The following is a 25,262-nucleotide window of genomic DNA, read 5'->3' as shown; positions in this document are numbered from 1 at the left end:
CGATGAGTGATTGGCTAATGTCAGCCACGGAGCTTGTCAGCCAACGTCGACCAGATGTTTTAGCAGCAAGCTTCGTCGAGACAATAAAACGTAATTTACGACTCGATGAATGCATGCTGCTGGTGCCTAATCAGGATGGTCGCATGCTGGAGCCATGTGGTAGTGAAAAATCCTATTCTTGGTCAGTATCTGATTTTGATGCGCCGTTTGCTCATGTGCTGCAATCGGCTCAATCAATGCTATTAACCTCTGATGAACTGGTATTTTGGCGCTCGAACCGCGCGTTCGGACAACTGACTTCTAGTGTGGGTATGTTTGGGCATGTACTGATCCAGCCACTGCCATTGGGAGTCAGTCGAGTACAGTCGATATTGCTAGCGATTGGCGATACCTCTGAACTAGAAAACTTGTTTGCTGATCCAACTTTCATCAAGTATGTAGACGTTTTCTCCAACCAGTGGTCACTTCTTAACGAGATGGTCAAAGAAGAACGTGCCAAAATCGATTTATCTGAATCTTTGACTAATTACACGCGCGATACTGAGCGACAAAATAAGTGTAACCAGTTGAGCCGCACCCTTCTGGGCGAAAGCAATGCAATGGTTGCTCTGCGAGAGCAAGTAGTCAGCGCTGCGTCATCACAACTTTCTGTCATGATCCAAGGGGAAACCGGTACGGGGAAAGAGCTAGTCGCTCAAGCTGTACATGACTTCTCTACCCGCGCAAATGCACCATTTATTGCTATTAACTGTGCGGCCATCCCTGACAACCTACTCGAAAGTGAGCTGTTTGGTTATAGCAAAGGTGCATTTTCGGGAGCAGATAGCGATAAGCAAGGTCTTATTGCCCAAGCTGATGGCGGAACTTTATTCTTAGACGAAATTGGGGATATGCCACTTTCATTGCAGGCAAAGTTGTTGCGTGCGCTGGAATCGAAATCATTTAGGCCTGTAGGTAGCAAGCAAGAGCAAAGCTCAGATTTTCGCCTCGTTTCTGCAACTCACGTGAACCTGATTGAGCAAGTGCGTACTAAAGCCTTTAGACAAGATCTTTACTACCGGTTATATCAGTACCCGCTCACGCTGCCTACTTTGAAGCAGCGGGTAGAAGATATCGAACTGCTGAGTCAGCACTTCGTGAAACATTACAATGTCCACCACAATACCCAAATTCGTGGTGTTCACTACAAAGCGATTGATTGCCTCAACAAGCACTCTTTCCCTGGCAATGTGAGAGAGCTTAAACACTTAATTGAGTTTGGCTGTGCCCAGACTCAAGACAATACTCAGGTTGAAGCCAATTGCTTTACTCACCGGTTGCATTGTGCTGCCAGTATTCCATCAAGTGTTTCACCCATCAGCCATGTCAGCGATGTTGTTCAAGGTGGAGAAGTCATGGCTACGCCTGTGCGTGACTTCAGCGAAATTAATGATTTGAAGCAAGCCGTTAAGGATTATGAGTACCAAATTATTCATGCGCGTTTAAGTCATTACTCAGGAGATAGGGCTAAAGCTGCAAAAAGTCTGGGTATGCCAAAGCGCACTCTGGCTTACAAATGTTTGAAGCTGGAGATCGAAGCGTCATGAAGACAAGCCTTGGAAATACGCTAGGTATAGGCTTGCTGGTTTTCTCTAGCAGCTTGGCTTATGCCACTGATATTGAACTTTTGGCCGAGGCGAAACAGTGCACCGCGATCGATGAGCGTTTAGAGCGATTAGCTTGCTTTGATGAGTTGTTTGATACGCCGGTTCCAATGGCTGAGTCATCGAGTTTTAGTGGTGTGCCGGTTTCTTGGACTCGAGCGATGAACAGTGAAGCTTTGCGTACTAAGAATACGCATACAGCTCAGGTTAATACTAAGGGAGAAGGTAAAGGCAGTAATGCATGGCTGACTTTACCTGCGATCAATCAACCTAAGAGCGGTAGCGAACTTGAGTACCCAACTCTTCAAATGAGCTGTATTGACAATATTAGTCGGGTGGAAGTCATCTTACCCAACGAGCTAGAAGACGGCCGAGTGACTATCTCCGTTGTTGGAAGTGCCGTTCAGCACTGGCGCAGTGATGAAACAGGGCTAGTATTTTCCTCGGGAAGAGGGCTGCCAGCGATAGAAATGATGAGGGCAATGGCACGGCTAGATAAACTGGTGCTTCGTTCGAACTCTGCGGAGCTCGATGGATTGGAATTCGAGTCTCAACAACTTAACCAGTCTTTGTCTGCTTTAAAACAACGCTGTGGGTGGTGAGTTTAAAATGGAAATAACTCAATACCGTGATTGCATTGTTGTGCCTATCGAGGGGGAAAGCGCGATTGGACATCGACTGATAGATGACTCTTTATTCGACTTCATTGAAGATCAAATGATGAAAGTGGGTTCGCTATCCCATGCATCGGTTCAATGGGATGAAGTCGAGCACAGCGCGTTAAAACTGCTAAAAGAAAAAAGCAAAGACCTGAAGCTTGTTGTGTACTTGCTGCAATGTCTGCATAACCGATTATCAACTGAGCGCTTCATCACCTCAGTGTGGGTGCTGGCGGATTTTATGTCGCACTACTGGGAAGAATGTTACCCCGCGCCAGGCAAGCGTGGTGCGCTTCCACGTCGCAAGTTCTTTAGCCAAATCATTCAACGATTTTCGGCAGCGAGCGAAAAGGTGGACTTTAACCTGTTTGATGCTCAAGCGGTTGATGAGTTGATGGGGGCATTAGATAAGCTCGATCAATCGGTATCTTCCTTAGGCTTAGGCTCGGATGCAGTGGAGATCACTATAGTAAAAATCAAAGGTGAGCTTAAACGGGCGCAAGAACGCAAACAACAAGAACAAAAGGCGGTGATACCGAACTCATCGTCATCAGTTGCGAGCAATACTATCGAGCCAGCCCCTGTTGCCATTGATAACTCCAGTGAAAAGTCCAGCAAACAAACGCTACTCAAAGTGGCCGATTTTTTGTTTGAACAAGATGCAGGTCAAGAGCTTTCACTGCGGGTACGTCGTTACGCAGTCTGGTCATCTGTTACGTCGGCTCCGGATCACTCACCGTCTGGAGAGACGCTTCTTCGTTCTATGTCTCAAGAGCGGATTAAGGAATATCAAGACCAGATGCGCTCACCTGATTTAGCGTTATGGCGGAAAGTAGAAAACAGTTTGGCGATATCGCCTTTTTGGTTTGAAGGCCAACTTATGAGCTACCGCATCGCTGAATACCTCGGAAAACCAGCATGGTGTGAAGCGATATGGAGTGAAACACATAAATTCATTGATCGATTACCGTCGCTCATTGACTTGAAATTCAAAGATGGTGAGCCGTTTGTTAGCGAAGACGTAAAACAGTGGTTACAAGCGGGGCCTGCTAGCAATTCCTCGAGTAGTCAAACCGTGTCGGGTGATTGGAATGAAAAACGTGAAGAAGCGTTCACTCTTGCTAAAGAAGGCGGAATCGCGGTGGCACTTTCGATGCTTAACGACGGATTAGTCTCAGCAACGGAGCCAAGAGACCGATTCTATTGGCGCTTACTATCGGCAGATTTGCTCAAAGCCAACAGCTTAGATGCGATGGCACAAGAGCATTATCAAACACTGCATAAACAAATCAAAGCAATGGCGGTTACCGATTGGGAACCTTCATTAGTAGAACAATTAGAAAACTTCACAACGTCAGTGAAATCAAAGGACTAAGTTCATGTGGAAATATATTGTTGGGCTATTTAAGCAGCTAAAACCCGGCTTCATTAGTGCATTGCCACTACTGCTTTTTAGCCTTGTTATTCTCATCAATGTCGCGATTTGGTGGGCAGGGCCGTGGCTGGTTGTTAAGGAGCAGCAACCCTTGGCTTCCGTTCTCCATAGAGCGATAGCGAGCGGACTATTTTCTTTGGCTGCATTGGCTTTGTGGGGCCTATGGCAATGGCGTACGTTAGTGGGTTATCGCGAAGAGCAGCAGCATCAAGAGCGTCTAAAGCAAGACCCGATAAAATTACTTGAAGAACGACAAGAATCAGAGCTGAACCAAGTAATGGTCAGTATGAAAGAAAGTATCAACAAGCGTAACTATCTGTATGCATTGCCATGGTACTTAGTTCTCGGCTTAGAGAATGCAGGAAAGACCAGTTTGATCAATCGTTCGGGTCAAAACTTTGCGTTTTCATCGGTGATGCGTGCGACTGGTAAAAAGAGTGAGAACCCATATTCATTCGATTGGTGGGTTGGGGATGATTCGGTACTGATTGATCCTGATGGTGAACTGCTGACTCAAGGTAATAAAAGTGAAGACAACGATGGTGAAATGGAGCGACGCTTGTGGCTACATTTTGTTGATTGGCTAGATAGAACGCGCAGCCGCCGTCCACTGAATGGTATTGTATTGGCTGTTGACGTATCACATTTGGCAACGTGTACGGAATCAGAACGTAAGGCTTATGCAAGCTTGTTGCGTGCGCGCTTGCGCGAGTTGATGGAAACACTTTCTACACGCTTACCGGTTTATATTGCTCTCACCAAACTGGATTTGATGTATGGTTTTGAGCCTTTCTTTAAACACTACTCTAAAGCGCAGCGCGATGAAGTGCTGGGCTTTACGTTCTCGCTTGATTCGGTTGATGACCTCGATAACTGGTTGAAGGAATTTACCACCGACTATGGCCAGTTCGTCGAGCGCATTAATAATGTCCTACCGCATGCATTAGCCGATACAGTATCACTAGAAGAACGTAATGCTTTGTATAGCTTTACACGCCAGATGGCAGGGCTAAAAGATATTCTTCATCGTTTCTTTGAAGATGCGTTATCGAGCGATCAATTCTCTACTTCAGCGCTGGTACGTGGTACTTACTTCACCTCTGTTTATCAGCAGGGTGTACCCACTAACGCGTTTGATGATGCGGCTTCTCGTCGATACGGCTTGTCGCATGCGATTAATACTGCACAAAACGCCAAGAACTCTACCGTCTACTTCACGTCAAAATTATTTGGTCAAATCATCTATCCGGAAGCGGGGCTAGCGTCAGACAATTTTCGCGTGACTAGGCAAAAGCGCAGAATTATGGCCTTAACCGCGTTGGTAGGCTCGATTGCGACAGTGCTGCTGTTTGGGACTTGGCATCGTTACTACCTGTCAAACAGTCAGCAAGCAGATGCCGTGTTAGCGAAGGTAAACGAATACCAGCAGGAGTTCGCATCCAGTTCGAACGCGATGTCTCAGAAGGAAGTGTTAGAGCCGTTAAACAAAATCCGTGAAGCGACACTGGAGTTTGGCTTCTTCCGTGATAAACCAAAGTACATATCGGATTTTGGGCTGTATCAAGGGCACACTATTGGCCCTATGGTGGAAGAGACATACTTGAACTTGCTTCAGACTCGTTTCTTGCCCCTGCTGATGGCCGACGTTGTCGTTGATCTGAACAATGCCAAAACCGATGAAGAGAAATTGTCGATACTTCGTGTTTATCGAATGATGGTAGATAAGAGCGGCCGCTATGAAGATTATGTGCTCGACTACTTTGGCAAATATTGGCAACGTAATTTTTCTGGTCAGCGATACGTTCAAGAGCAGTTACTTGGCCATTTAGACTATGCGATGAAGCATACTGACTTGGCAAAAGACCGAGCGCAAGGCGATCCGCTGGCTGAAGACGTAATGAAGCCATACGACACCATTATTGCCAATGTTCAACAACAGCTTGGTTTCATGCCAAATGACCAGCGTGTTTATCGTAACCTGAAGCTCAACGCGCAAACAATCTTGGGGCCATCAATCAACATTCGTAACCTCGTTGGCCCAGTGTTCGATGTTGTCTTTCAGGAGCGCGTAACAGATAGCCAAGCACTATTTATTCCTCAGATGCTGACTAAGCAAGGTTTTGAGAACTACTTCATGCCAAAGTCGGAATCCGTATCTGAGCTTGCACTCATTGATAGTTGGGTATTGGGGCAATCTCAATCGGCGAAATTCAGTGAAGCGGACAAGCAAGCGTTGCGCAGGAAGATTCGCGATCTATACGTGGCGGATTACACTAAAACATGGCGGGCAGCGTTGAATGAGATTGATGTGAAATACTTTGCGGATATCAACGAAGCGGTAGCGGTATTAGAAAACCTAACCGGTAACGTTGAGCCGATGCAGAGGTTACTAAGAACACTTCGCTCCAACACAGAACTGTTCGATAACTTGCCTAAAGAAGAGCTGGCGAAGTCAGAGATTGCAAAGTCACCGAAATACAAAGTGGCCTCGATGATTGATACGCCATTCTCTGAACTCAACTCAATGCTCACGCCCGTTGGAGACAAGCCAGCGTATTTCAATGAAGTGTTGGGAGCAGTCGAAGAGTTACAAAATTACCTAAGCGCTATCCAAAATGCTCCCGATGTTGGTACAGCTGCTCTGGATGCGACCAAAGCAAGAGTGAAATTACAAAATGCCGATCCAATTTACACTTTGAAGCGCATTGCCTCTGGTTTGCCTAAGCCACTCGACAGCATGATCAATAAGCTGGCTGACGAAAGTTGGTATGTCGTTAAGCAAGAGGCGATTAAACACCTAGAGGTTCGCTGGTATTCGGATGTGTATAGCGTATATGAAGAAAAACTCTCTAACCGTTATCCGTTTAAGTCAGGTTCACGAAAGGACGCAGCACTGCGTGACTTTGAAGCCTTCTTCGCGCCTAACGGTACATTAGACAGCTTTTATACCAATCAACTACAAATGTTCATTGAGGAGAATATTTCAGTAGGCGATACGGACAGCAATCAATCGATTATCCGACAAGAAGTGTTAGACCAACTCAGCCAAGCGAAAAAGATCCAACAAGCATTCTTCAACCGCAAGGGTATTTTGGATGTGAACTTCTCTATGGAACCTCTGCGCTTGAGTACGAATAAGCGCCGTAGTGTGCTCAATATTGACGGTCAGTATCTGGCTTATAGCCATGGCCCGAGAGAGAGCGTCGAGCTAGTGTGGCCAAACACGTTGCGAGAGTCTGCGGTATCCAAAGTGACACTGGTGCCGACTAAGAGCAATATGTCGCCGCGTAGTATCAATATCCAAGGGCCGTGGGCATTCTTTAGGTTGCTCGACTCTAGTGATGTTATCGCAGCCAGCCCGACTTCTGTGGACTTCAAGTTCTCGGTCGACAATGGTGACATGATTTATCGCCTCAACTCTGAAGCAGACATTAACCCGTTTACTCAGCGGCTATTCAAGTCTTTCAAACTGTCTAAAACACTTTATTAACCTATAACGTAGCAGGGATCTTCCCTGCTACATTTTTTGGAATGCAGTATATGTCCAATGTTATTTACCTCGACGGTAGGCCTTTTCATCTGGTTGTCAGTTCAGAACTGGTACGCGCGCAAGACAGCTACCAAAAAGTCCGTTCACAAATTAATCGCCTAAACTCTCCACTCACAGGCTCAACAGATTGGAAACTCGTCAAAGATGAGTGTGAAAAGTTAGCGCATAGCCATGGTCTCGACCTAATGATGTGTGGTTATTACGCCATTGCATCAATGAAAGTGCAGGGGCTTGCGGGCTTTGCTAATGGTATGGAATTAATGGCGACGGTGGTTTCGGTTCAAAGCCAATTTGATAACAAAGTTGCTAAGGCTCAGAAAGAGCTGATTGATTGGGTAGTTTCAAAAGCATTAGTCGAGCTCAAAACGTTGAAACCCAACTATGAGGTATTGAGGGAACTGTACCGATGCGAGCAAAGTTGCTCTAGATTGCACGATACTTTACAAGTTGTGCAGCCAAGTCATCTTCCCAATCTAGAAGCTCTTGGCTTTGTCATCTTTGAGCATATTGATCGGCTTGAAACGCTGTCTCACTCAAATGTTCAGCACCACACTGAACAAAGTACAGAAGAAACGAAAAGTAAGAAAAAGGCGTTCTATATTGGTACTGCAGTTGGTGTGGTTCTAGCTGTCATCACAATGATTATCCCTAAGTTTTTGCCTGCTCCAGAGGTCAATTACTATGTTGACCAAACGGTAGCAACTCTCAAAGAGCAGGGCCAAGTTGAAGTGTTTAAGAGCGCATTTGATGACAATCAGCGTCAGGACATTCGACCGCAAGTCGTTCCTTTGTATGCTTCTTCTGTCACTGAAAACTTGCAGCAACCTTTCTATGAATACAAGGCTGAAGCACAGGCATTCGCAAGCGCATTGAAGTCTCTTTATCCGGAAGACCAAGAAGTTAAGGAACTATACGACCAGGTTCAACATGCCAAGTTGTCGGCGCTTGAAAGTAATCAGCGCTATATGGAGCGTTTTAGTCAAATTCGAACTCAAATGGCTAATTTGTCGCTTCTAGCGCAGAAAGGGAAATTGAGAGAACTGCAATCAAAAACTAAATCAATGGAAGACTTCGCAGTCAGCCTATCTCCGATATATGGCAGGGCGGTATATGTTGATGATTTGATAGAGCAAGGGCAGATCAGTGAAGCTCAGCGTGAACTTGATATCTTAAAGCAGCGCTTAGAAAATTTGACTTGGAAAGTGCTTGATACCGAGTTGTTGCTAAAAGATAAATGAGATTTATTGTTTGATGTGGTTTGATATTCACCTGCTAACTCTTTAACGAATTATTCTCATAATAGGCACGTTATATCTGGACTAAAGTGTGAACTAAGTCTAATATTCGTGCCTTAAATTATCTGGGACTATTCCCAACGCATGGACGCTGATAACAAAAATATAATAGAGGCTTCAATGCAAATCTCTCTCAAAAATGTGTCTATTCGAACGCAAATATTACTTCCCGTGTTATTCACTTGTTTCGCTTTGTTCATTGCACTTTGGATCACTAAGAACGATCTACAGCGTGAGCAAGAAGCGGTGGAATCTAACACTGAATCTTTGATGTACTACAAAGATATGCTGGCTCAGATCGATGACCAGGTATACCCATTACGAATCAGTGCAGTCTATGCAATTTATGATGCGAGCCGTCGCGATCAGTTTATGGCTGAGTTAAATAGCACGCTATCCGTGATCAATCGTGAATTGGATGAAATGGCTGCTCGCAACACGTTCCGTAATGAAGTGGGTGACGTTCAAGCGGCTATTGAACAGTACGTGGCCTTTTCGACTCGTGCTGTTGGCTACTTTACTCAACGTGATAAAGGCTTACTAAGCGACCGCGAATACGAGCAGTTTATTTCTGAATATCGCGATGCTGGTAACCATATGGTGGAGAGCATCAACACCTTGTCGCAAAGTGTCAATGTCGTGGCGTCGAAACTAATGGAAGAAAGCGCAGCACAGAACGCTAGCGTTCAGATGTCTGCAATGATCAAAGTGTTGGCTGTTCTGGTTGTTTCCCTTATTGGTGCTTGGTTATTGTCAGGCATGATTGTCAGCCCGGTTCAGAAGCTTCAATCTGTAATGCGTCAGCTTGCTTCAGGTGATTTGTCTGTTCGCGCCGATGCGGACGGTACCAATGAAATCGCTGCGTTGAGTGAAGATGTTAATACCACAGCAACCCAGCTACACAAGACTGTAGATGAGCTTATTCGCATTTCCGAAGATGTTGCTTCTGCTGCGACTGAGCTAGCGGCGGTAATGACTCAATCAGAACAAAATGCTCAGCAAGAACTGTCGGAAATCGAACAAGTTGCTTCAGCAGTTAATGAGTTGGCAAGCACCGCAAATAACGTAAGTGATAATGCCACAACGGCAGACTCAACAGCGCGTGAAGCCGATGAGTTAGCCAAATCTGGCTTGTCGATTTTCAAAGAAAGTGCCGAAGCAAGCGAGCAAATGTCTGTGGCACTAAATGAAGCTGCGCATGTTGTACTCACACTAAAACAGCAATCTGAGCAGATTAATGATGTTATCGAAGTGATTCGCAGCGTTTCTGAGCAAACAAACTTACTAGCATTGAACGCGGCTATTGAAGCGGCGCGTGCTGGTGAGTCTGGACGTGGTTTTGCAGTCGTTGCGGACGAAGTACGCATGTTGGCTGCGCGCACGCAAGAATCAACGGGCGAGATCCAAACGATTATCGAAGAGCTTCAGAAGCAGTCTGGTACAGCAAATGACAGCATGCAGCAAAGCTTAGAAATGCTGGAGCGTAATAACGAGCTAACCCGACGTGCAAATGATGCGCTGGTTGGTATTACAGAGTCAGTGACTTGTATTAACGACTCAAATGCTCAAGTAGCCACTGCTGCTGAGGAACAATCTCAGGTTACTCAAGACATCAACCGTAGTGTTGTTAACATGTCAGAGCTAGTTAACCAAAATGTCGCGGGCATCAGCCAGAGCGCGAGTGCAAGTGGTGAGCTTTCTCAATTAGCTGAAAAGCAGAAGCTTCAGTTAGCTTTCTTTAAGCTGTAATCAGAGAAGAATTAAAAAAGCCGTATGTTTCCATACGGCTTTTTTTTATGGCGCTGATGTTACGCTATATGTCCTGTCGAAACTTCTAGATGCCGCTTCAACAGCGATTTTTACTTCTTCACAGCTAGGCGGGGGCTGGTGGGTAAGTAACTGAGGCCAAAAAACAATGGCTTTAATACTGCCGATAAACTGTTCTACCGCAAGTCCAATATCATCAACTTGCAAGTGTCCGTGCTCGATGCCTTGCTGCACCCATTGCTGCAGTCCGTAAGAGTCTTCTATGGCGGTGAATTTCTTAATCAGCACCTGAGCTGTTTCTTGGTTGCGGATACATTCCGCCATCACGAGTCGAGCTGTAATCTGAAAGTCTTCTGAATTGATGTAACACATTTGCTTCAAGGTAATCTCAGTGAGCTGAGAAGACACTGACACAGAAGGTTCAAATTGGATAGCACATTGGTCATCAAAGCGACACATTAGCCTATCTACAATAACTTCAAACAAGGCATCTTTATTAGGGTAGTACTTATAAAGTGTCCGTTTAGATACGCCGGCTTGCTTGGAAATCCCTTCCATGCTGGCCTGTTCAAAGCCTTTTTGAGAAAAAACTTCGATGGCAGATCTAATGATATCTTCTTGTTTTATATCACTTCTCTTAATCATTCTTGTCCCTTTGGGTAATTAAAAGTAAACGATGGTGTTTACTTTTAATTGGGTAGTGTCTAAAGTATACACCATCGTTTACTTTCTTGAATAGCGAATAGGTCATGAAAATGAGTAAAGCAATGAAAGCGTCAGTGTTATCAGCATTAGGTGTTGTAGGTTTCAGTCATTGGCTAAAAGCGGATGAAAACCTTGATACACAGTTAAGCGAACAGCATAGACTTGAAAGGATCGCGAACTCACCTCAATTCGACGGCGACAAAGTGATTACTCGTATGCCTAATGTTCCTAGTTCAGAAAGCATGTCTAGCGTTATGTGGACGTTCTTCTTTGAACGCAGCAAACTTAAGCCCCAGGCAAAGCTCCCTCACCAAACGGTGGATATTGAGAAGCTCGCTACTGCGAGTGACGACTTAAGAGTGACGTGGTTAGGGCACTCCAGTTTGTTGGTTGAAGTCGATAAAACGCGAGTACTCATCGACCCTGTGTTCGAATATGCTTCACCCCGGATCGCTAAGAAGTTATTTGATAGAAATGTAAATGCCCCTGTGACTCGTGATGCTTTGCCTACTCCTGATGTGATTGTGATCTCGCATGACCACTATGATCATCTTGAAGAATCGACAATCCGGTTTTATGCCGATAAGCCAGTACAGTTCTTTGTTCCGTTAGCCGTGGGGCGACACTTAGAAAAGTGGGGGGTATCTCCAAGTCGCATTCAGGAATTTGACTGGTGGGAGTCGCAAACCATCAATGGCGTTGAATTTACGGCGACACCAGCAAACCACAATTCTGGTCGAACTGGTTTCGATTCGAATCAGACGTTATGGGCATCGTGGGCCATTCGCGGTAACCACGGACGAGTTTTTTACAGTGGCGATACCGCTTATGACACTCATTTCAAACAAATTGGTGACGAACTTGGGCCGTTTGATATGGCTTTCATTGAAGTAGCGGCTAACGTGAAAGATGGCAAGGGGTTCCCGGTTGAAAACTGGGGGCACATGCAAGCAAGGCATACCATGCAAGCGCATTTGGATTTGCAAGCGGAACAACTGTTCCCCGTTCATTGGTCGACATTTGAGTTGTTTGCTCATAAATGGGACCAACCAATGACTGATTTGATTGAAGAAGCCAATAAGGTTGGTGCCGTTCTGACTACCCCGATGGTTGGGCAAACTATCGAGCCAAATAGTGGCATCTACAATACGTATTGGTGGCAAGGAATTGAGCTCGAGCAAGAGCCTGCTTTGGCGAGAAATGCGCTTTAACTTAAACAGCTAGAAGTGAAAAGCCCTCTAAACGAGGGCTTTTTCTATTGTGCCTGTTCACCTAACGGCTCGACTTGAGGCTCAAGTTTAATGGTTTGCGTTGGGTACGCGATATCAGCATCGTGTTGATGGATGATATCCATTATCTTTAGCAGCACATCTTGCTTCACTTCGTGATAGCGAATCCAATTGACGGTTTTGGTGAAGGTGTACACCATCAATTGAAGGGATGACGGACCAAAAGCGTTGAAGTTTACGATCAGGGTCTGCTGAGTATCGATGTCTGGGTGGTTTTCAAGCATTGTTTTTATCTCAGAGACAATCGTTTCAACCATTCTTCCGTCATCGTATCGAATACCTATCGTTTCGTTGATACGGCGATTCAACATCCTTGATGGGTTTTCTACCACGATACTGCTAAATACGGAGTTTGGAACGTAAAGCGGCCTTTTATCGAAGGTACGGATGATGGTCATTCGCCATCCAATACGCTCGACAGTGCCTTCAATTTGTCTATCTGGAGAGCGAATCCAGTCACCGACTTTAAACGGACGATCGAAGTAAATCATCATGCCGCCGAAGAAGTTAGACAGTAAGTCCTTCGCAGCGAAACCGACGACTAAGCCACCCACGCCACCAAAGGTTAATAGACCAGATAAGCTAAGGCCGAACGCCTGCATAACGGTAAGCGTACCGATAGTGATGAAGAATAATCGCGCCACTTTAGCAACCGCCTGAACGGTCGTTTCATCTCTATTTTGCTGCTCCAGAACATACTGCTCAATATTGGAAATCAAGCGCATGATGATCCAAACGAATATCGCAATCACTAAGAGCAGCTTGAGTGTACTTAGCCAGTTGAGCTTAGAAGCAAATTGGTCTTGCAGTAAGAAGCCTAAAGAAACCGTACCGGGCCAACACCATATGAGTGTGCTTACTGGTGTTTTTAATGCATGTAGGGTTAAGTTATCCCACTCAAATGACGTGCGCTCTGTCAGCACTTCTAAACGGCCATAAACCAATCGCCAGACTATCCAAGCAAAGAAACTGGCGGCGGTGATAAATAGAACGCTGTTATTCCAATATTGCGTGAACTCACTGCTGTAGGCGTGAAGTTGAGTAAGTAACTCATTCATAGTCAGGTCTTTTTTCATAAGGGATTAGCTAGAGTATAAATCCTAATCTATTCTTTTAAAAATCAATTAATTAATAGGTCCAAAATTAGTGTTTTTGCTTTAAGTCAGAATCGTGTCAGGATTGGGATTCTGAGTTTGATAAGCCTGTTTTTTAGGCGCACACTTCGTTGGTTTTGTGAATGTATTAAGGTATAGCTATGAAAATGGGTGATAAGCAATTCGCAGTGATTGGCCTTGGCCGATTTGGTTTATCCGTGTGTAAAGAGCTTCAAGACTCGGGCGCTGAAGTCCTAGCCATCGATATTAATGAAGATCGCGTACGTGAAGCGGCTGGCTTTGTTACTCAAGCTATCGTGGCAAACTGCACCATTGAAGAAACGGTGTCCGAGTTAAAGTTGGAAGACTACGATATGGTGATGGTTTCGATTGGTTCGGACGTCAATGCCAGTATTCTTACTACACTCGTCGTCAAAGAAGCTGGAGCGAAGTCGGTTTGGGTAAAAGCAAACGACAAGTTCCACGCAAAGATCCTACAGAAAATAGGCGCAGACCATATTATCTTGCCAGAACGAGATATGGGAATACGTGTCGCGCGCAAGATGCTAGACAAACGCGTATTGGAATTTCATGAATTGGGTAGCGATATTGCGATGACCGAGATTGTGGTTGGAGCGAGGTTGCTCGGTAAAAAGCTTTCAGATCTGTCGTTATGTAAAGAGCAAGGCGTTCAGGTTTTAGGGTTCAAACGTGGGCCTGAAGTCGCTAAAGCGCCAGAGATGAGCAAGGTGCTAGAAATTGGTGATGTGATAATTCTTGTCGGCCCGAAAGCCACTCTTGCGAAAAAACTGAGCTCGTTATGAACCCGTTTAACCGTTTAGGTGTTTTCTATTCGTTAGAAAAAGAGCAGACCAAGAAGAAAGGCTCTGAACCTAGGATTATCCTCATCAGCTTTCTGGCTGTTCTGATCCCCTCTGCAATCTTGTTAACGCTGCCAGTGTTTTCTGTCACCGGTTTGAGCATGGCTGATGCATTATTTACAGCGACATCGGCGATCAGTGTGACTGGACTAGGTGTTGTCGATACTGGAGAGCACTTTACGCTGTCTGGAAAGATCTTGCTGATGTTCTTGATGCAAGTGGGCGGGCTAGGGCAAATGACATTGTCTGCCGTGCTTTTGTATATGTTTGGTGTGCGATTGAGCCTGAAACAGCAAGCACTAGCAAAAGATGCACTAGGGCAAGATAGAAAAGTGAACCTACGCAACCTAGTGAAAAAAATCGTCATTTTCGCATTGGTTGCAGAGCTCATTGGTTTTGTGTTTTTGTCGATTCGATGGGTACCAGAAATGGGCTGGTCGACTGGCATGTTTTACGCTTTGTTTCATGCCATCTCAGCATTCAATAATGCTGGATTCGCCCTGTTTTCAGACAGTATGATGAGTTTTGCCGAAGACCCATTGGTTCTAGTTGTTCTGGCCTGTTTATTTATTTTCGGTGGCCTTGGTTTTACTGTTGTCGGGGATGTATCGGCTAACTGGAAAAGAGGGTTCAACCATCTTCACCTACACACCAAAATCATGCTGACAGCAACACCAATGTTACTTCTATTTGGTACCGTGATGTTGTGGGCACTCGAGCGAGCAAACCCAAACACGATGTCTGACTTGTCGGTGGGAGGGCAGTGGCTGACTGCGTTCTTCCAGTCTGCTACGGCACGCACGGCAGGCTTTAATAGTGTCGATATAGGCCAGTTTACTCAGCCAGCTTTGCTGGTCATGATAGTGCTAATGCTCATTGGTGCTGGTTCAACATCGACTGGGGGCGGGATCAAAGTGTCTACCTTTGCAGTCGCATTGGTGGCGACTTGGACCTTTCTACGTCAGAAGAAACACGTGGTGATGTTTAAACGAACGGTCAACTGGCAGGCGGTGACTAAGTCTTTAGCGATTATTGTGGTCAGTGGGGCAATGTTGACGACTGCGATGTTCTTACTAATGATTACCGAGCAATCTAGCTTTGACAAAGTGGTCTTTGAAGTAATATCTGCCTTCGCAACAGTTGGGCTGACGGCCGGGCTCACGGCGGAATTATCTGAGCCTGGGAAGTACATTATGATTGTGGTGATGATTATTGGTCGAATCGGCCCACTGACGCTGGCGTACATGTTAGCTCGGCCAGAGCCGACGTTATTGAAGTATCCAGAAGATAGTGTGCTGACAGGGTAAGCCAAAACAAAAATAAGCAGCGTATCGCTGCTTATTTTTTTCCACTGAAATGATCGGCCAAAGCGGCTCGACGGTTTTTCGCCACACCTCCACCGCCTTCCATGTCGACGGTGCTTTCATAGCCTTTTTTGATGAAAATCTGTGTGGGACTGTTTGGAACTAAGCGCTTTAACTGGGGAGACTCGAATGTCCCAGCAATTTGATAGACAGCTTTTCCGTCGCCTGTCTTTATATGCACACGCTTGCCATCAAACTCGAAGTGAGTAGTGATGAGTCGATGGTTGCGAAAAAATCCCACCTCATTCAACGTCAACACTTCTGTATTGTAGTTTGGCGCACCAATTTCAATCCAATCGCCGTAAACATGTTTCGGATTGACGTATTCTTGGTAGCTGACATAAATCAGAGACGCAAAACCAAACCCCATAATACAAAGTATTACGGTGAGGGCAGTTTTAATTGCTCGCTGACGAGTCATGAGCGGATTATTACTGGTTGTAGGAGCTTTGCTAGCATTGCTGACTCCTTTGCTTACTGCCATGACTAATACCGCTGTTTTTCGAGTGCCTATTGAGGAGGAGAACATTAAGCCTGACTGATTTTGAGAATTCTCGCAAACGGTACATATGTAAATTTGATCTTTTACTCAAAGCTACTCTGAGAAAATGTAATTGATGCATAAACTAAGTTTGGCTCATTCTTGCAAATATGCTTGTGATTAATTGAAATATTCGATACAACCAGATGTCGAATTTTGTCGATGTTTATCCCAAGGAAGAAAAATGATCAAAGAAAACACGTATTTTGAAGGAAATGTTAAGTCTCTAGGTTTCCAGCAGCAAGATGGCGACAGTAGCGTAGGTGTGATGGCACCGGGCGAATATACATTTGGTACCGCTGCACCTGAGCGCATGACAGTGGTAAAAGGGGCATTAACGATTAAGCGTGTCGGCGATTCAGACTGGACGACATTCAATTCTGGTGAATCATTCGAAGTGGTAGGCGATTCGTCTTTCGACTTAAAAGTAGCAGTATCAACCGCTTACTTATGTGAATACTTGTAAGAAATACCTAAAAAAGCCACGTCACTTAAGGTGACGTGGCAAATAGCGTTACCATATTCAGGTAGTACGGAAAGCGCAGTGGATTGCCATCACATGGGTACCTGTATTAGCTATGTGTAAAATGATTCTCAAATTGAGAATCAAAAAGAGAAATTCTCCCCTTTTAGTACGTTTCAAAGACACCGTTGTTGTAGTCTTGAATCGCTTGTTCAATTTCTTGAGTCGTGTTCATAACAAATGGACCGTAGTGAACAACGGGCTCATCGATAGGCTCACCAACAAAGATCAGCACTCCACTGTCTTGAGTTGCTATTGCCTCAATTGCTTCACCTTTGCCCATCAGCAACATGTTTCCAGCAGCAATGTTCTGCCCATCAATGTCTATTTCGCCTTTATAGACATACATCATTGCATTGTAATGTGATGGCGTATTGGCGAATAACTGCTGGTTTTCATTGCCTCGCCAGTCTGCGACAGATAATGGAACACCGGTTTTGTCTAGAGGACCTGATTGTTGAGCCCCTTGCAATCCAAGGCTTCCAGCGATCATTCGTACTAGGCCTTGTTCTTCATTGTGTACTTCGTTGATGGTGTCTGGCTGGAAGTCGTGATATTGAGCTGGAGCCATTTTGTCTTTCGCTGGTTGGTTAATCCAAATCTGAAAGCCATGCAACTGACCATCTTCCATAATTGGCATTTCACTGTGGATTACGCCACGGCCTGCAGCCATCCATTGTGCTCCACCGGATCTCAATTCACCGACATTGTTCATATGATCACGATGCTGAAAGTGGCCATCCAGCATGTAGGTCAGAGTTTCAATTCCTCGGTGCGGATGGGGAGGAAAACCTCCCACATAATCGACTTTACTGTCCGATTTAAGTTCGTCAACCATCAAAAATGGAGAGAAACTTGCATTGTTGAATCCAGCGACTCTACGAATTTTAACGCCGTCACCATCCGATGTTGGATTAGAAGGAATAATTTGGGCAATGTGTCTAATGGTTGTCATGATGATGCCTCCTAAATGCTATGAAGTCAGTGTAAGAGGAATCAGAGAGTAATATCAGAGGGGCAGCTCGAGCTAGTCATTCAAAATATTCGAACAAGATTTTGGTGGTATTGTGAGCGGTGATGAAGGGAGTAGAGGGTTATTTACTATACTTAAAGTGAGAAATTGCTTCAGGAGGTTGATATGGCTGTCGTACCTAAACATACAGATCAACATGGTCGTTACGATCCAAACCTGGACTTAACAACAGAGCAGAGACACCGTTTTACGCAGGTAGCGAACAAGGCGCAAGCGCGTAAAGACGAAATGCGAGAACGACCATCAATTGTTGCTGCGGCTAAGTCTGCGGCGATGAAACCCGTGGTGACTCCAAAAAAAGACAAACCTAATAACGCCCGTTATACGATTTGGTTGATTGTCCTAGGCTTAGTGAGCTTATGGGCAATGTACATGACCAGCTAATCCGTAATTCATTCAATTACGAATAAAGGGTGTGACTTTACTATCTGAGTTTTCATTGACTTCATGGAGAGGGTTAAGTGCTTCTCCATGATAATACTGATACTGATTCTTTCCCGCGTGTTTCGCTGCATACATGGCTTTGTCTGCACAGCGGGTAAGCTCAGGTAGATTGGTGGCATCATTGGGAAACAGTGCAGCGCCGACACTGACGGTCAGACGGTTTATCCGTTGAGAGCTTTGGTAGCTTTGCTCAAACAGTCCACAAATCCGCTCTAATATCGCATCCAGATCCTTTCTTGTTCGTACATCGTAAAGTAACAACACAAATTCATCGCCAGCGAACCGGGCAATCGAATAGTCGTGCTTATCAGTTTTGCGGTCTTTATTACGAATATTGTTTTTCAAGCGGCTGGCGAAGTGCTGTAAGACACGATCGCCAACATCGTGTCCGTAGGTATCATTAATGGATTTGAAATCATCAATATCAAGGAATACCAGCGCCGTGATTTGGCTACTGTTGCTTTTCTCTATGAGCTTTTCCGCCGCCCAGTTCTCAAAACTCCATCGGTTGGCCAACCCTGTTAGTTGATCCATATAGGCAAGATCTTCTATGCCTTCTTGGTACAAGCTCTGGATATAATTCACGACTTTTGAGTAGTAGTAAGCAGAGGTATTGCAAATCAAGCACAGCGCGAACAAGCTAATTAGAAAGCGATCAACGGAGAAGCTAGGAGGGAGAGCAATAGTATGCGGTAGCAACATGGCCAAACCGACAATTAGGCAGAATGAAGTGCTGAAGATGACGCCAATTTTAAAGTCATTAAGAAACACAACCGCCGCTAAGATGGGGTAGATCCATAGCAACCTGCTGGCGACAGTTTCGCCGTACAGCAGCAATACCACACCTTGAAAAAGCAGAACGCCGGACAGAATTAAATCGCAGTGATTATTCGTTGGATACTTAATTAAGTACAGCCCATTTATGGTAATCGCTACGACACAAGCAATATTGAGCAAACCAAATTGATAGCTTTGATTGTTGAAGTGGACAACGGCATAGAAGAAAAAAAGGCAGGAAGCGACAACTGATGTCAACAACACAACTCTACGCTTGCGAGTAGAACGCATATCCGCCATTTCTTCTAAGTGTCTTCCCACTAGGTTGGTCATCACTTACCTACTTGTATATCGTTAGAAACTATTTCGAGGCGACTGTGCGGCCCAGAAATACTCGATTTAAGTCTAGTTTAAAAAATGAAACCTGAATGGAGTATACAAATTATCAATGTGATATAAGTCAACAATTTAACAGCAGATTTCACTACTTATGATATGTGTAGAGTTGTTTATCTGAGTTTTGACGCTTTTTTAACTCTTTGTATTCTTCCAGCATAAGGTGTCGAAGTATGAAAAGAGCCAAAAATAGGTCGCTTATAAAGAATGGTGTTCTGGAATAAAAACGACTTACGCTAGTCGTAAATATTATATAGCGTAGAGACTGATTTAACGTTCTAAGCCTTCTAAACCCGTTCCTATGAGGTTTTGGTTGCACCATCTTTGATGTTATTGAACTCTGATTTCAGCCAAGTACGCAGTTGCAGAACATGTTCATTTTGTAGCTCAGACTTCTGGCACACGAAATAGAATTCTTGATGAGGATTGATGACTGGTGGTGAAAGCTCAGTTAACAAACCAAGGCTAATGTCATCTTTAACAAACAAGCGGTGAGTGACGATGACACCGAGCTTACGAATCGCGGCATGGACAGCTTGAATCGAAATGTTAAAAGACAAGTTTTTTTGCTGTTTAGGTAATGGGAGTCCAGAAGCATCACACCAGGTTTGCCAATCGTTCTTTCGCCTTTCGTTGGCCACAGTGATCGTTGGGTAGCCAGAAATTATGTCTGCAAGTGCTAGCGAACTTACGTCCTCTATTAGCTCGGGGCTGCACACGAGTACCAATTCATCATCACCCAGCTTCTCACAGTGGTAATCCTGCCAGTCTTCTGGTTTCCCGTGTATCAGTGCGACGTCTACTCCCTGTTCGACGAGGTCGAAGCGACCGACAATGTTGGAAACTCGGATATCGACGCTTGGAGCATATTGCTGGAAATCACTCACCCTTGGGATCCACCAATGCATAGCCAGTGAGTTGATCATGTTTAGTGTTAAATGACTGGATTGGGCTGGCTGTATGATGGATTCAGTGGCACTGACAATGCTTTCCAATGCAGGAGCGACGCTTCGGTAATATTTTCTGCCTAATGCGTTGGGTACGACTTGACGGCCCACCCTTTGAAACAAGGGCTTACCCAGTTGGTTCTCCAACGATTTGATGGCTTGGCTTACGGCTGAGTGGCTTACATTCAGTACATTTGCAGCGTCGCTCATACTGCCCGTTTCTACAACAGCAACAAAAGAGTACAAGGATTTAAGTGGTGCAAGCTTTCTCATATGTAAGTTTTTCTTAAGTGTTTGGTTAATATTACTCGTTATTTAATCACTTCTCACTCAATTATAATTGTTGATAACAGAGGAGTGAGGTATGCCGCAGTTTTTTACCCCAGTATTATTCATGTTGTCGTCTACATTGAGCTTGTCACTGACAGGGCTACTAACCAAATTTTTGTCTCAAGACTTTAGTCCAGAACAGCTAAGCTTTCTAAGGTTTGTAATACCTGCCATCATTTTACTGTTCATTATGTGCGTCACGACTTTTCGCAAACCCCCACGTGATATGGTGAAACCGTTATGGATAAGGGCCGTGTGTATTGCGGCTTGCCAAGTGTGTTTTATCTACGCGCTTCAAGTGCTCACACTCGTTGAAAGTGTCGTGTTGTTTAGTACTGGTCCACTGTTTATCCCAGTGTTAGAAAAATTAATCTTTTTGGTGCGAGTCCAGTGGCTAACGATTGCATCATTGGTAATGACATTTTGTGGCGTGTTATTTCTTGCGGGCGACCCGAGTGGAATACAATTTCGACCAGAGTTACTGATTGGGTTATTGGCGGGGCTATTTAATGCGGGATCTCAGTTGAGCTTATATCGAGTGAGTAAGGGTAATATGAGGGCAATGGACATTAATGCTTGGACGTTTGCCTATGCCGCGGTGTTGTTGATGCCGGTATTATTCTTGGGAGCCGATAGAATGGCGATTGTCGGTGGACTATCGAGCTTTAATGGCGTGGCGATTGCGTCTTTGCTTGCTGTGTCGTTATTGATCATTAATACGCAAATCTTCCGCTCAAAGGCTTACAAACTGGCATCTTCTGGTTCGCAGCTAGCGCCACTGATATTTACTAATCTCCTCTTTACTGCGATTTGGCAGGCCACATTCTTTAACGAGAGCTTTAACGTGTATCAGCTTATTGGGCTCGGCTTGATCGTTTTTGCCAGTATGCTGAATATTCTGATTCCTCGCTTGATTAGGTTATTAAAACGGCGCTCAAATATTCAGTGGGTTTAATGGCGATTATTAAGAAAAAGAGCAACCAATTCGGTTGCTCTTTTTCTTATTGAGGAACTAATCCGTAAGGTAAGCCAGAAAAGACTTTTGGGTGTTTTTGGAATGTGGGTGCTTCGTTGACTTGCTGCCAGTCGAGCAACATAACGGCTAGTACGTTGCGATGTTCGCCATAGGGCAGGTCAAAATCGCCAGTGACTGAAGGGATCATGCCCTGTTCTTTTACGATTGAACCTTGAATTGCCTTGCGAGTTTTCTCTACCACAGGGTCATTTTCCAAACCCGCAAGCAAAAACGTAATACCGACTTCAGCAATTACGTCTTCCTTTGCTCGAATTAAAATCGTCTCGATATGAGTGCGGAAATAGTCATAAATCCATTGATGCTGTTTTTCGCTTACTTGGTGTTGGTAGTACTCGGAGTCAGCGAAGATAATGTGGGTCATACCATAGATTTTGTTACCAAATTGCTGCTTCGATAACTCCTCGTCTTGAGAGTCTGGGTAGGCCAGTTGAAATGCTGTGGTGAATTCATCGACCACGTCTTGCTCGCCAATTTGTCTTAGCCAATATACTTGGTTCGCCAACTGGGCTGCCCAAGCTTTTATCATCTCTTGGTCTGTTGCGTATTGTTCAAAATTGTAGCGTCGAATCACTTTACGCAACTTGTCATCGTTGATGTGCTCAAGACCATATTCATTTGCTCTTGCCATTGAACCCAGCAAATCGACACCGAGATAAATGTATTCAGGCATTTTTTGTGTCACAGAGTAGCGTCTTACGCTCCTTTCATCCGCTGCTTTAGCATACCCTTTTAAGCGTTTTTGCGAATATTCCGCGATCTGCTCTGGGGTGTTTACTTCCGCTGCGAACTGATTCAGCCGACTGGCCACACGCGCCAGATCGCTCCACACGGCAGCTGAATACTTTTTGTCTAAGGTTTGGCGGTACATCCTCAATCCATAATGACCTTCTTTAAAGGCGGGCAAGGTATACAGTTGGCTCTCGTAGGTTTGCTTGATCAGCTCCGCAGACTGTTTATAAGTATCTGCCTGCGCAGCAAGTAATGACGTAGGAAGGGTAAGAGAAGTACTAAAAGCAAGAGCGAGACAAGCGTATTTGATGGACATGATAAATAAGCCTTAGAAAGTTGATATCCCTGAAAACGAAAACATACCTGTAGTTATTCAGCGCGCGTAGCTGGCAACATGCTTTTACTGAACCATTAAACTTGAGGTTATTTGGCTACAAAAGATAGCAATCACACCTATTACATATGTGAGATTGATGTCAGGTTTTTGTGACAGCCTATTTCGTAAGTGAATAAAAGTAAATCCATAATCAGTCAGTCATTATTTTCTTGGCGTTTCTATTAGCCTTACCTTAAATAACTGAGTTGAATGATAAATTGATGCTAATAATTATATTGTCAGTTACTATTCACAAAATACATTATAGTTATAAAAATAAGAACATTGCCTCTAAGCTGATGTAATTGGGTTCTAACAATTACCTGGTTGGTCGAGGTTTTACGCACGATTTAGTGATTCAAGGGGATTTGCATGGCGTATCGTTCAGGCAAGCAGTGGGCTGTCAGCGTAGTATTTCTGACTGTCATAGTGCTGTCTATCGGTATTATTGAACTGACCAACCGCAACCAAACGACTTTTATTCGCGAAAGCTTGTTGATCCGAGCAAAAGAAGAGTTATCCATTATACGATCTGAGCTTGAAGCCGCCGTAGTGTCAGACATTTATGTTGCTAATAGCCTAGCGGCGTTTGTTACGGTGAACCCGTCAGGTGATTTTGATAACTGGGACAGAATGGCCTCCAATATTATTCGCGAAGGTAAGCACATAAAAGTGATTGGTTTGGCTCCAGGGGACATCATTCGCCATATCTATCCGCTAAAAGGGAATGAGAAAGCACTCAATCTCGACTACCGAACCGTTCCCGCCCAATGGCGTTCGGTTGAAAAAGCCAGAGAAATCCAAGAAATATTCATAGCTGGCCCTGTTAACCTTGTTCAGGGAAGTCGAGCTCTTATAGCCCGTGTACCTATCTTTACCGATCCTCCGCAAAATACCCAATATTGGGGCGTGTGTAGCGTTGTTATTGACTTAGAATCGTTGTTTCAGTCCGTTGGTATAAAAGCCTTTGAACACAAATACCATTTAGCGATGAAGGGGGTTGATAGTGAAGGTGACTCAGGTGCTATATTTTTCGGCGATCAGACTATTTTCGATAATGCGTTTTCACGTGAAGTGGTCCATTTTCCTCATGGCAGTTGGATTATCGCCGCATCTGAAAAGAACGACTTGTTGAAGCAGTTGCCTTGGTACCGAACCAATATCGTTCGCCTATTTGGTTATCCCATCATGGCGCTTTTGATTTTCTCGTTTGTTGCTATTTACCGTTTGTATGCGGTTGCGAATAAACGCTCACTGCACGATGAGCTTACTAAATTGCCGAACAGGCGCTATTTTATGTACACCTTAGAGCATCACTTTGATCAGGTGCAGCATAATGGGCAAAAAGAGACCTTTGCGCTGCTCAATATCGATCTTGATAAATTCAAAGCGATTAACGATTTATATGGCCATGCCGCGGGAGATAAAGTCTTAATAGCCTGTGCAGAGCGGATCAAAAGTGTACTGCGAACTTCTGATGTCGTTGCCCGCGTTGGTGGTGATGAGTTCTTAGTATTGTTACCCCGTATCTCAAACAAAAATGATGTGGATGTCATCAATATTGAGCTGCAAAAAGCGATTTGCCTGACCCCAGTGATTTATGAACAACACTTAATTAGTGTTCATGTCAGTGTTGGTTATGCCTTCTATAACAAGGATATTGTGGATATTGAGGGGATGCTGAAAAAAGCGGACGAAAACATGTATGAAGAGAAGCGACGTCACCGTACCTAGGGCAGTAAGCCCTAGCTATTGCTATCACGCCAGTATTCTATGCAGTCAATCAAAGAGCCTGCCAAACGAGTGTAGCTTGGCCGTATTCTCTTTTTCTTGAAACCATTACCGATTAAGACTTTCTGCGAAGCAATATTATCGACTGAGGCGATCGCAATATAGCGCCTAAGTTGATATAAACGCTCTCCTTGCTCAAGGGTATGCGTGGCAGCCAATTTGGCTATGCCTTGCCCTGTCCACTGTTTATCTATTCGGTAGCCAATGTGAGCGCTGCCTTCTTCTATATCAACGCTGTGTAAGTTTGCACGGCCAATGATCTGACCCGATCCCTTTTTAATTACTAACGGCAGCATGGCATCTTTGTCGTGGAGGGTCAGGCACTCTTCTATATGCTGAATAACACCAGAAGAGGTGTAGAACTCGCAACCTCGGCTAGGAATAAAGGTTTCGAACCATTGGCGGTTTTGTTGTTCGAACCGTAAGAGTTCTCCCGCATCGTGATAGCTAAGTTGAGTGATATGAATGTCGTCCATGAGTGATTCAATGTCCTGTCTGTGGGAGCGCTCATAATTTTTACGGCTCGGCTCATCATTTTTAAGCAAATCAGAGACTTTGCTGCTATAGAAAATGCAAGGCTAATACCTTGAATGACTTCAAAGTGCTTAGTTCAAAAAAATAGGGTAAATCCATAAAAATTAATAATAACAGCAAGGA

General features: G+C 44.6%; 21 protein-coding genes. 13 read left to right on the top strand and 8 right to left on the bottom strand.

Annotated elements, in window-relative coordinates; genetic code table 11:
- The first annotated feature begins 2 nt into the window (after positions 1–2).
- The 6 genes from ACXABW_RS19790 to ACXABW_RS19765 all read left to right on the top strand — a co-directional run bounded on the left by ACXABW_RS19790 (position 3) and on the right by ACXABW_RS19765 (position 10,331).
- Positions 3–1,586 (top strand): sigma-54 interaction domain-containing protein, encoded by a 1,584-nt coding sequence (locus ACXABW_RS19790; RefSeq protein ID WP_457525137.1) that lies wholly within the window; start codon positions 3–5, stop codon positions 1,584–1,586.
- On the top strand, positions 1,583–2,245 hold the full coding sequence (gene vasI / locus ACXABW_RS19785; RefSeq protein WP_265687329.1) for a type VI secretion system-associated protein VasI: 663 nt from the start codon (positions 1,583–1,585) through the stop codon (positions 2,243–2,245). The genes ACXABW_RS19790 and vasI overlap by 4 nt, the downstream gene beginning before the upstream one ends.
- A 7-nt stretch (positions 2,246–2,252) precedes the next feature.
- A complete protein-coding gene (gene tssA / locus ACXABW_RS19780; protein ID WP_457525135.1) occupies positions 2,253–3,677 on the top strand; it encodes a type VI secretion system protein TssA in 1,425 nt (474 codons plus the stop codon).
- A 4-nt stretch (positions 3,678–3,681) separates the two neighbouring features.
- Complete coding sequence (gene tssM / locus ACXABW_RS19775; RefSeq protein WP_457525133.1) at positions 3,682–7,227, top strand: type VI secretion system membrane subunit TssM; 3,546 nt, start codon at positions 3,682–3,684, stop codon at positions 7,225–7,227.
- 50 nt (positions 7,228–7,277) lie between these two features.
- Positions 7,278–8,525, top strand: coding sequence for a type VI secretion system ImpA family N-terminal domain-containing protein (locus ACXABW_RS19770; RefSeq protein WP_457525131.1), 1,248 nt, complete (start codon positions 7,278–7,280; stop codon positions 8,523–8,525).
- Between the two features lie 177 nt (positions 8,526–8,702).
- Entirely contained in the window at positions 8,703–10,331 is a 1,629-nt protein-coding gene (locus ACXABW_RS19765) for a methyl-accepting chemotaxis protein (protein ID WP_265687325.1), read from the top strand.
- Positions 10,332–10,376: 45 nt separating this feature from the next.
- Here ACXABW_RS19765 and ACXABW_RS19760 read toward each other — a convergent pair whose 3' ends face one another.
- Positions 10,377–10,994 carry a TetR/AcrR family transcriptional regulator gene (locus tag ACXABW_RS19760; RefSeq protein ID WP_457525129.1) on the bottom strand — a complete coding sequence of 206 codons (618 nt, stop codon included), beginning with the start codon at positions 10,992–10,994 and terminating at the stop codon, positions 10,377–10,379.
- A 104-nt stretch (positions 10,995–11,098) separates the two neighbouring features.
- Here ACXABW_RS19760 and ACXABW_RS19755 point away from each other — a divergent pair, with 104 nt between their 5' ends.
- Positions 11,099–12,265, top strand: coding sequence for an MBL fold metallo-hydrolase (locus ACXABW_RS19755; RefSeq protein WP_457525128.1), 1,167 nt, complete (start codon positions 11,099–11,101; stop codon positions 12,263–12,265).
- Between the two features lie 44 nt (positions 12,266–12,309).
- Here the strand turns inward: ACXABW_RS19755 and ACXABW_RS19750 are convergent, their stop codons facing one another.
- Complete coding sequence (locus ACXABW_RS19750) at positions 12,310–13,401, bottom strand: mechanosensitive ion channel family protein (RefSeq protein WP_457525126.1); 1,092 nt, start codon at positions 13,399–13,401, stop codon at positions 12,310–12,312.
- 197 nt (positions 13,402–13,598) lie between these two features.
- On the opposite strand from ACXABW_RS19750, the gene ACXABW_RS19745 reads away from it, so the two are divergent.
- Positions 13,599–14,261, top strand: a complete 663-nt coding sequence (locus ACXABW_RS19745) for a potassium channel family protein (protein WP_457525125.1) — start codon at positions 13,599–13,601, stop codon at positions 14,259–14,261.
- Positions 14,258–15,625: a TrkH family potassium uptake protein gene (locus ACXABW_RS19740; RefSeq protein WP_252031965.1), complete on the top strand. Its 1,368-nt coding sequence runs from the start codon at positions 14,258–14,260 to the stop codon at positions 15,623–15,625. Before ACXABW_RS19745 ends, ACXABW_RS19740 begins: the two co-directional genes overlap by 4 nt.
- A gap of 31 nt (positions 15,626–15,656) precedes the next feature.
- Here ACXABW_RS19740 and ACXABW_RS19735 read toward each other — a convergent pair whose 3' ends face one another.
- The gene (locus tag ACXABW_RS19735; protein ID WP_252034122.1) at positions 15,657–16,103 is read right to left on the bottom strand and encodes a DUF2850 domain-containing protein; all 447 of its coding nucleotides are present in this window, start codon (positions 16,101–16,103) and stop codon (positions 15,657–15,659) included.
- Between the two features lie 304 nt (positions 16,104–16,407).
- Here ACXABW_RS19735 and ppnP point away from each other — a divergent pair, with 304 nt between their 5' ends.
- Positions 16,408–16,689, top strand: a complete 282-nt coding sequence (gene ppnP / locus ACXABW_RS19730) for a pyrimidine/purine nucleoside phosphorylase (RefSeq protein ID WP_265687319.1) — start codon at positions 16,408–16,410, stop codon at positions 16,687–16,689.
- Positions 16,690–16,852: 163 nt separating this feature from the next.
- On the opposite strand, the gene ACXABW_RS19725 is transcribed toward ppnP, so the two are convergent.
- Positions 16,853–17,701 carry a pirin family protein gene (locus tag ACXABW_RS19725; RefSeq protein ID WP_457525124.1) on the bottom strand — a complete coding sequence of 283 codons (849 nt, stop codon included), beginning with the start codon at positions 17,699–17,701 and terminating at the stop codon, positions 16,853–16,855.
- A gap of 183 nt (positions 17,702–17,884) precedes the next feature.
- On the opposite strand from ACXABW_RS19725, the gene ACXABW_RS19720 reads away from it, so the two are divergent.
- Positions 17,885–18,163 (top strand): hypothetical protein, encoded by a 279-nt coding sequence (locus ACXABW_RS19720; protein ID WP_252031956.1) that lies wholly within the window; start codon positions 17,885–17,887, stop codon positions 18,161–18,163.
- A gap of 12 nt (positions 18,164–18,175) precedes the next feature.
- On the opposite strand, the gene ACXABW_RS19715 is transcribed toward ACXABW_RS19720, so the two are convergent.
- Together ACXABW_RS19715 and ACXABW_RS19710 are read right to left on the bottom strand one after the other, a co-directional pair.
- Positions 18,176–19,333, bottom strand: a complete 1,158-nt coding sequence (locus ACXABW_RS19715) for a GGDEF domain-containing protein (RefSeq protein ID WP_252031953.1) — start codon at positions 19,331–19,333, stop codon at positions 18,176–18,178.
- Between the two features lie 362 nt (positions 19,334–19,695).
- Complete coding sequence (locus ACXABW_RS19710) at positions 19,696–20,616, bottom strand: LysR substrate-binding domain-containing protein (RefSeq protein WP_457525123.1); 921 nt, start codon at positions 20,614–20,616, stop codon at positions 19,696–19,698.
- 91 nt (positions 20,617–20,707) lie between these two features.
- Between ACXABW_RS19710 and ACXABW_RS19705 the strand changes: the two genes are divergently transcribed.
- Positions 20,708–21,628 (top strand): DMT family transporter, encoded by a 921-nt coding sequence (locus tag ACXABW_RS19705; protein ID WP_457525122.1) that lies wholly within the window; start codon positions 20,708–20,710, stop codon positions 21,626–21,628.
- 46 nt (positions 21,629–21,674) lie between these two features.
- On the opposite strand, the gene ACXABW_RS19700 is transcribed toward ACXABW_RS19705, so the two are convergent.
- Positions 21,675–22,754, bottom strand: coding sequence for a DUF3541 domain-containing protein (locus tag ACXABW_RS19700; protein ID WP_457525120.1), 1,080 nt, complete (start codon positions 22,752–22,754; stop codon positions 21,675–21,677).
- A gap of 432 nt (positions 22,755–23,186) precedes the next feature.
- On the opposite strand from ACXABW_RS19700, the gene ACXABW_RS19695 reads away from it, so the two are divergent.
- Positions 23,187–24,548 carry a diguanylate cyclase gene (locus ACXABW_RS19695; RefSeq protein ID WP_457525118.1) on the top strand — a complete coding sequence of 454 codons (1,362 nt, stop codon included), beginning with the start codon at positions 23,187–23,189 and terminating at the stop codon, positions 24,546–24,548.
- An 11-nt stretch (positions 24,549–24,559) separates the two neighbouring features.
- On the opposite strand, the gene ACXABW_RS19690 is transcribed toward ACXABW_RS19695, so the two are convergent.
- The gene (locus ACXABW_RS19690) at positions 24,560–25,081 is read right to left on the bottom strand and encodes a GNAT family N-acetyltransferase (protein WP_457525117.1); all 522 of its coding nucleotides are present in this window, start codon (positions 25,079–25,081) and stop codon (positions 24,560–24,562) included.
- Between the last annotated feature and the right edge of the window lie 181 nt (positions 25,082–25,262).

This window comes from Vibrio paucivorans (genome assembly GCF_054053395.1).
The sequence above is the reverse complement of the archived record's forward strand: the minus strand, read 5'-3'. Positions and strand labels throughout refer to the sequence as shown.